Source organism: uncultured Roseovarius sp., assembly GCF_913054395.1.
In the GTDB taxonomy this organism is placed as follows: Bacteria; Pseudomonadota; Alphaproteobacteria; order Rhodobacterales; family Rhodobacteraceae; genus Roseovarius.
The window spans coordinates 1-7,290 of record NZ_CAJXIP010000155.1 but is presented as its reverse complement, the minus strand read 5'-3'; the positions used below and the strand labels follow the sequence as shown (position 1 = coordinate 7,290).

Below are 7,290 nucleotides of genomic sequence, written 5' to 3'. Positions count from 1 at the left end.
GTTCAAACCATCGCCAAGGCCCACGGTGGTGGTGGTCTTGCCCTCGCCCGCGGGCGTCGGGTTGATCGCGGTCACAAGGATCAGCTTGCCATTCTTGTTGCCTTGAACCGAGGTGATATAGTCCTGGCTCACCTTGGCCTTGTCGTGGCCATAGGGCAGAAGGTGATCGGTCGGAATGCCAAGCTTGGCGCCAATCTCCTGAATCGGCTTCTTTTTGGCTTCGCGCGCAATCTCGATGTCGGATTTATAGCTCATTTTGGGTCCTCATGCTGTCCGCAGGGCGGGGGGTCTGGTATCGGCTATACCGAGTTTGGCGCCCCATACAGTACGCGAATCCGACACATCCCGCCTCGCTTGCGGCGGCATGCCGCAGTCTGGTTTCCGATGCGAAACGGCGGTTCCCCGGCTGGCCTCTCAACCCGCCTCGTCAAAGAGCGGCATCACCCCCCGCCAGACCGGCTGATCGGGGATATGAAGACGCAGGCACTCCCCCACCGCCAACCGGCCTTCGCGCTCGACCCAGGCCGTCACGCCGCGCCGCCCCTTCGCGGCCTGTTTGAACGCCTTGCCAAAGCCGGGATGCACCCCCTCGATCACCTTGGCAGGCAAATGACAGGGGCGGTTTTCCATATCCACCACCAAGGTCACCCCATCCGGCCCCTGAAGCCGCGAAGACGGCGGCAGATGGGTGAAATCCGCCAATCCCTCAACCACGATCGACGCCCCGACCCAGGCCGGCTCTATCCGCTCCAGCCCCATCTCGGCGGCGATCAAGGCCAGTTCCTCGGCGCTCAGAATGGAAAACTGCCGCACATTACGGATCGGGGTATTGCGCGGATGCTGCGACAGGACCCGGCTGCAGGACGGCCGCGTCAGCCCGCCATGCTCTTCGCCCCTCACCCCGTCAAAACCGACAGCGATCTCCTGCAACGGTTCAGACTCAAGCGAGACCTCGCGATCTGCCACCCGGCCAAGCCATGTGATCCGGCCCGAAAAATCCGTTGGCATCAGTGCGGGCATGCCCACCCTCCCAGATTGACTGAACTCATATTTCTTCTTGGCAAAAATACTCGCCCCGCAGGGTCGCCCACAACCCGCTTCAAACGGTGAGCGTGAAAAACAGCCGCCGGAACGGGAACAGTACCGTGCCATCGGCGCGCACCGGATAGGCCGCCATCATCACCTCTTCATAGCGGCGGATAACATCGGCCTTTTCCCCGGCATCAAGCGCGGCAAGGACCGGGCGCGCATAGGTGCTCTCGGTATAACGGCGCACCGGATGGCTGCCGGGTTCGGCTGTGAGGCGCTGATAATAATCGGTTTCCCACAGTCGGAACTGACCAAGCGGCGCCAGCAATTCCTCGTATTTCACCGGCGCCATGACACCGGGCGTGCCCATCTTTTCGACCCGTCCGGGAAACAGCTCTTCCACCAGGCTAAGCCAGACCCGATGCGACGGCGCCTTGTTCTGATGCGGCATCTGAACCGCGAGCGTGCCGCCCTTGCCCAGCATCCGTGCCAGCCGTGGCATCACGGCCTCATGCCCGCCGACCCAATGCAGGGCCGCGTTGGAAAAGATAAGCCCCGGCGCGCGCCTCGGGTGCCAGTCGTTGAAATCCGCCTGTTGCAGTGAATCATACACATTCGCCGCCCGCGCCTTTTCAAGCATCGCGGGGGACCCATCGACGCCGATCACCGTGCGCGCACTCGCCCGCGCTTTCAGCGCCTCGCCCATGACTCCATTGCCACAGCCAAGATCGACGATATCACCGGCCCCCATCTGCCCGACCGCATTCAGCAGGTCGAGAGCGGGGCGCAAACGCTGATCCCGGAACCTTGCATAGGCCCCGGGATTCCAATCTGCTTTTCCGGAAAGACCGCTCACGTTGACGGCTCAGGCTCCAGCCCGCCATCGCCAGGTGACGATTTGGGCTTGGTCTTGGGTATGGCCGTGACCGAAGGTTTGCTGCTTTCGGCGCTGCCGTCGGTGTCGTCGTCATCCGCCGCAGGCGGCTCGCCGCGCAGCACGCGTTTGATTTCGTCACCGGTCAGGGTTTCGTATTCCAATAGCCCCTGAGCAAGGCGTTCCCATTCGTCGCGGCTATCGGTCAGGATCTTCTTCGCCCGCAGATAGGCCTCGTCGATAAGGCGCTTCACCTCGTCTTCGATAAGCTCCTTGGTATGCGCAGAGATCGAGAACCCGCCGGCGCCATTGCCCATATAGCCCTCATGCGCCTGCTCGTAATCGACATTGCCGACCTTGTCGGACATGCCCCACCGCATCACCATGGCGCGGGCCAGGCCGCTGGCTTGCTGGATATCCCCGGCCGGTCCGTTGCTGACATCATCCTCGCCATACTTGAGGATTTCGGCGGCCTTGCCGGCCATGGTCATGGCCAGCTTTTCCTCACACTCCGAACGGTGCCAGTTCAGGCGGTCGATTTCAGGAAGGCTGACCACCATGCCAAGCGCCCCGCCGCGCGGGATGATCGTGGCCTTGTAGACCGGATCACATTTCGGCAGGGCAAGCCCGACCACCGCATGGCCGGCCTCGTGATAGGCGGTCTTTTCCTTCTGGTCGTCGGTCAGAACCATCGACCGGCGCTCGGCGCCCATCATCACCTTGTCCTTGGCGTTCTCGAAATCGACCATGGTGACAAACCGGCGCCCGACACGGGCAGCGGTCAGCGCCGCCTCGTTGACGAGGTTGGCCAGATCGGCCCCCGAGAAACCGGGCGTCCCGCGCGCAATCAGGCGCAGGTCGACATCCGGGCCAAGCGGAGTTTTGCGCGCATGCACGCCAAGAATCTTCTCACGGCCCTTGATATCGGGGTTGGGCACGGTGACCTGACGGTCAAAACGGCCCGGGCGCAGCAGGGCGGGGTCAAGCACATCCTTGCGGTTGGTCGCCGCGATGATGATCACGCCCTCATTGGCCTCGAACCCGTCCATTTCCACCAGAAGCTGGTTGAGGGTCTGTTCGCGCTCGTCATTGCCGCCGCCATAACCCGCGCCACGATGGCGGCCCACGGCGTCGATCTCGTCGATAAAGACGATACAGGGCGCGTTTTTCTTGGCCTGCTCGAACATGTCCCGCACGCGGCTTGCGCCGACACCGACGAACATTTCAACAAAGTCCGATCCCGAGATGGTGAAGAACGGCACGCCCGCCTCACCCGCAATCGCGCGCGCCAGCAGGGTTTTACCGGTGCCCGGAGGGCCGACAAGCAGCGCGCCCTTGGGGATCTTGCCCCCGAGGCGGCTGAATTTCTGCGGATTGCGCAGGAATTCGACGATCTCTTCAAGCTCTTCCTTGGCCTCGTCGATCCCGGCAACATCGTCAAAGGTCACCCGGCCATGCTTTTCGGTCAACATCTTGGCCTTGGATTTGCCAAAGCCCATGGCGCCGCCCTTGCCGCCCCCCTGCATGCGGTTCATGAAATAAATCCACACCCCGATCAGCAGGAGGAAAGGCAGCAGCGACACCAGAAAGGTCTGGAACCCGGACTGTTCCTGGCTCTCGGCCTTGACCGGAATACCCTCGTCGATCAGACGCTGGGTGATCTCGGCATCCTCGGGTTTGATCGCGGCGTAATCGGTGCCGTCGGTGGTGCGATAGCGCACCGTTTCGCCATCCAGGGTCACCTGGCTTACCGATCCGTCCTCGACCGCAGCCACAAACTCGGAATAGGACACGGATCTGCTTTGCAGCGTATTGCCAGAGCCACTGAACAGGTTGAACAGCGCCAGGATCAACAGGAACAACACCAGCCAGAAGGCGATATTTCTTGCGTTACCCAAGGAATCTCTCCTCAAAATTCGGTTGTCCTGCACCTATCACAGGACCCACACCTCTTAAATAGAGATCACGCCTGTATCTTCAATGAGATAATAGCGCTTTGTGAAACTCTTCCTCGCCGCGCATCGCCTTGATCGACCATCCATTGGCCCAGCCCAAAAGCGGTGCCCCCAGCAATTCATCGCCCCGCCAGACCCCCGGCAGGGCCAGGGCCGATGCGCGCGGGACTCCGCCGAGCCGCCAATCCGGACAGGCACGCAGGCCCGCTTCGCCGAGGGCGGCAAGCTCGGCCCCCGCGATATCGGGGCCTTGCTCCACATACCAGCGCCCGTCCCAGACCCCGTCAACCGGCACACGCAGACCGGCCACGGCGTTGAATTCGCGGCTCAGGCGCACGTCGTCGGCGGTCACACTCAGCAGGCAGCCCTGCAAGGTCATGCCCCGCCCGTCGCGCGCAGCGGCAAGCAACGCCTCCATCGCCCGACCGCGCGGCACGTAATCCGCACCGCTGATCCAGCCGAGCATGGCTTGCAGCAACCGGCGCGCGACCTCCGGGCGCAGACGCTCAAACCCGGCGCGCCCAAGGATCAGGTCGCCCTGTTCAAACCGCAGGTTTTCCCGTGCGGCATCAATTACATACCCATAAAGCGTATCGCGCACATCGGCCATTTTGCGCGCAACATCGGCAAGGCCCCCGGCGCTTATTCCCAACGGTTCCAGCGCCACAAGGGCGGCGCGTGCCCGCACCCTTGCATAGGCGGTATCCTCGTTGCTGGGATCATCCACCCAACCCTGCCCGCGCGCGCGCAGCATGTCGCGCAGCGTCTCGCGCGTCAGGCCAAGCATGGGCCGGTGAAACCGCACATCGCCCTGTTGCCATTGCGTGCGCATCGCCGAAAGCCCGTCAACACCCGCCCCACGCGCCAGCCGCATCAGAAAGGTCTCGGCCTGATCGTCGGCGGTATGGCCGATGGCGATATCACCGATCCCCTGCGCCTTGGCCCATTCGGCCATCAGGCTATAACGCGCGCGCCGGGCCTGATCGGGCAGGTTGCCCTGTTGATCCCAATCGCGCCATGTCAGGGTTTCGTGAACAATTCCGCGCCCGGCGCAAATCCGCGCAACCTCTTTGGCCTCACCTGCGGCTTCGGGGCGCAGGCCATGATCAACGGTGACCGCAAACACCTCTGGCCCGCCGTTTTCACGCCATTCATCCACAAGCAGCAACAGCGCCAGCGAATCGCTGCCGCCCGAAACCGCGACACCAAGGCGGCGCGGCGGCTTGGGGTGAAAATGCCCGGCGATCCGGTGCCAAAGAGCGGTCGTGTCTTGCGTCACTGACAGCCCAGGTTGCTCATCTCGCCCTGCGCCGATTGTACCGCCGCAGATTGCGGGTAGCGTGCCGCGACCTGTCCCAGGGTGACACAGGCCTCATCGCTTTGCCCCAGACGCCCGAGCGAGCGCCCCAGACGATATAGGGCCTCGGGCGCCTCAGACCCGTTCGGATCGGCGCTGAAGGTTTCAAGATAGGCGCGTGCCGCGTCGCTTTGCTGGTTCGCCGCCTCCAGGGCTTCGCCGCGCATCAGCCCCGCGCGCCCCGAGAGAGGGCCGCCGGGATAGGCCGACTGAAACGCCGCGAACTGTGCGGCGGCCTCGGCATATTGTCCGGCCGCAAGTGCCGCTTCGGCGCGCTCGAAATCGGCCTTCTCGCCAACGGCAAGCTGCGGCGCGCCGGTCGGTTCCGGCACGGTGACAAAACCGCCACCGCCGCCGGTGATCGGCTCAATTCCGCCAAGGGTGCTGCCGGGCTCTAACGTACCGACATCACAGGCCTCGTCCATCTCACACAGGCGGAATTCGAGGTCGCCGACGCGATTGGTGCCATCCGTGACCACCCGGTCAATACGAAACTCAAGCTCTTCGGTCTTCTTGGTCAGACGCTGAACCTCGCTTTCGATCGCGTTGACGCGATCCACGAGCGAGCCGCCTGCGCCAAGTTGCCCGGCTGATCCGGTCGTGCTCAGCTCGCGCTTGAGCTTTTGCAGCTCGACGAACAGCACCGAAAGCTCTTGCCGGATATCGGCAAGCGTCTCGCCGGATTGCGCCTGCGCCCCAACGGGGCCCAGAAGCGCAACACAGACCAGTAGTTTGACAAAATGGCGCATGCGACCCCCTTGGATTAGCTGCTCAGACCCGCGGCGATGACCGTGACCGCCCGGCGGTTCTGGGCATAACAGGCCTCGTTGCTGCAAATCTCGATCGGGCGTTCCTTGCCATAGCTAACCACCTTGAGGCGGTTAGCGGCAACGCCCTGGCTTACCAGGTATTCATGCGCGGCATTGGCACGGCGCGCACCAAGCGCGAGGTTGTATTCGCGCGTCCCCTGTTCGTCGGCATGACCTTCGATGATCGCGGTATACTCGGGGTTCGCCATCAGCCATTGCGCCTGACCGGCAAGAGTGGCTTGCGCCTCGTTGCCAAGGGTGGACTGGTCCACCGCAAACAGAACCCGGTCGCCCACGGTCTGCTGGAAATAGGCCGGCGATCTCGGGTCCTGCGCCGATCCGCCATAACCGCCGCCATTGAGGTCAACCGTATTGGCATCGCCAAACCGGTCCGGGTTGGTACAGGCCGCCAGAGCGAGCCCCGCACAAAGGATAAGTGTCTTGCTCAGATAGGTCATTTTTGCCCCATTCATTATGTTCATGCCCTTGGCCCTTTTATCACAGCCCGCGCCCCAAGGAAACGCGGGCCGCTCGGCTTAATTTTGCAGCGGCGACCACGACGGGTCACTTGCCCCGGTCGAGGTCTGAATCTGCTTGAGATTGCGCCCGGTGATGTCCACCGAATAAAGACTTGCCTGCCCCTGCGCCCCCTGGGTTTCGCGGGTGAACATGATCACCCGGCCATTGGGGGCCCATGTCGGGCCCTCATCCAGGAACGATGCCGTCAACAGGCGCTCTTCGCTGCCATCGGTACGCATCACCCCGATATGAAAGCGGCCCTTGGATTGCTTGGTAAAGGCGATCAGGTCGCCGCGCGGCGACCAGACCGGCGTGCCATAGCGCCCCTGACCAAAGCTGATCCGGCGCGCCTCGCCGCCATTGGCCGACATCACATAGAGTTGCGGCGTGCCGGAGCGGTCGCTTTCAAACACGATCTGTGTTCCGTCGGGGCTAAAGCTTGGGGCGGTTTCAATCGACGGAGCATTGGTAAGGCGCGCACTTGCGCCGCTATTGACGTCCATCCTGAAGATATCGCTGTTGCCGTTCTGGGTCAGCGAATAGACCACCGTGTTGCCATCCGGGCCAAAGCGCGGCGCAAAGCTCATGGTTCCGGGCTGGGTCTCAAGCGCGCGACGCCCGACACTGGCCACATCCAAAAGATAAATCCGCGGAAAGCCGGTTTCATAGCTGGTATAAAGCACCCGGTCGCCGGTCGGCGAGAACCGCGGCGCCAGAACGATGCTTGAACTGTCGGTCAGATAGCTG

7 protein-coding genes and 1 pseudogene are annotated in these 7,290 nt (G+C 63.0%); all 8 read right to left on the bottom strand.

All coding sequences use genetic code 11. The annotated features are described in order from the left end of the window. Positions 1-255 (bottom strand): formate--tetrahydrofolate ligase (locus tag QZ522_RS16215; protein ID WP_294613944.1); only part of this gene is annotated, 255 nt, incomplete at its 3' end. Positions 256-414: 159 nt separating this feature from the next. Beyond that, positions 415-1,020 carry an MOSC domain-containing protein gene (locus tag QZ522_RS16210; RefSeq protein ID WP_294613941.1) on the bottom strand — a complete coding sequence of 202 codons (606 nt, stop codon included), beginning with the start codon at positions 1,018-1,020 and terminating at the stop codon, positions 415-417. A gap of 79 nt (positions 1,021-1,099) precedes the next feature. Next, positions 1,100-1,885: a methyltransferase domain-containing protein gene (locus QZ522_RS16205; RefSeq protein WP_294613938.1), complete on the bottom strand. Its 786-nt coding sequence runs from the start codon at positions 1,883-1,885 to the stop codon at positions 1,100-1,102. Then, positions 1,882-3,801, bottom strand: a complete 1,920-nt coding sequence (gene ftsH, locus QZ522_RS16200) for an ATP-dependent zinc metalloprotease FtsH (RefSeq protein WP_294613935.1) — start codon at positions 3,799-3,801, stop codon at positions 1,882-1,884. The genes QZ522_RS16205 and ftsH overlap by 4 nt, the downstream gene beginning before the upstream one ends. 79 nt (positions 3,802-3,880) lie before the next feature. Next, a complete protein-coding gene (tilS, locus tag QZ522_RS16195; RefSeq protein ID WP_294613932.1) occupies positions 3,881-5,137 on the bottom strand; it encodes a tRNA lysidine(34) synthetase TilS in 1,257 nt (418 codons plus the stop codon). Next, complete coding sequence (ybgF, locus tag QZ522_RS16190) at positions 5,134-5,964, bottom strand: tol-pal system protein YbgF (protein ID WP_294613928.1); 831 nt, start codon at positions 5,962-5,964, stop codon at positions 5,134-5,136. Before ybgF ends, tilS begins: the two co-directional genes overlap by 4 nt. A 14-nt stretch (positions 5,965-5,978) precedes the next feature. Continuing rightward, positions 5,979-6,482, bottom strand: coding sequence for a peptidoglycan-associated lipoprotein Pal (gene pal / locus QZ522_RS16185; protein WP_294613926.1), 504 nt, complete (start codon positions 6,480-6,482; stop codon positions 5,979-5,981). Positions 6,483-6,560: 78 nt separating this feature from the next. Then, positions 6,561-7,290 (bottom strand): annotated as a pseudogene (tolB, locus tag QZ522_RS16180) (Tol-Pal system protein TolB); the annotation flags it as partial.

What these genes read in the sequence shown, in the direction of transcription:
- QZ522_RS16210 (WP_294613941.1), bottom strand. Translation starts at nt 1,020, where the DNA reads ATGCCCGCACTGATGCCAACGGATTTTTCGGGCCGGATCACATGGCTT.
- ybgF (WP_294613928.1), bottom strand. Translation starts at nt 5,964, where the DNA reads ATGCGCCATTTTGTCAAACTACTGGTCTGTGTTGCGCTTCTGGGCCCC.
- pal (WP_294613926.1), bottom strand. Translation starts at nt 6,482, where the DNA reads ATGACCTATCTGAGCAAGACACTTATCCTTTGTGCGGGGCTCGCTCTG.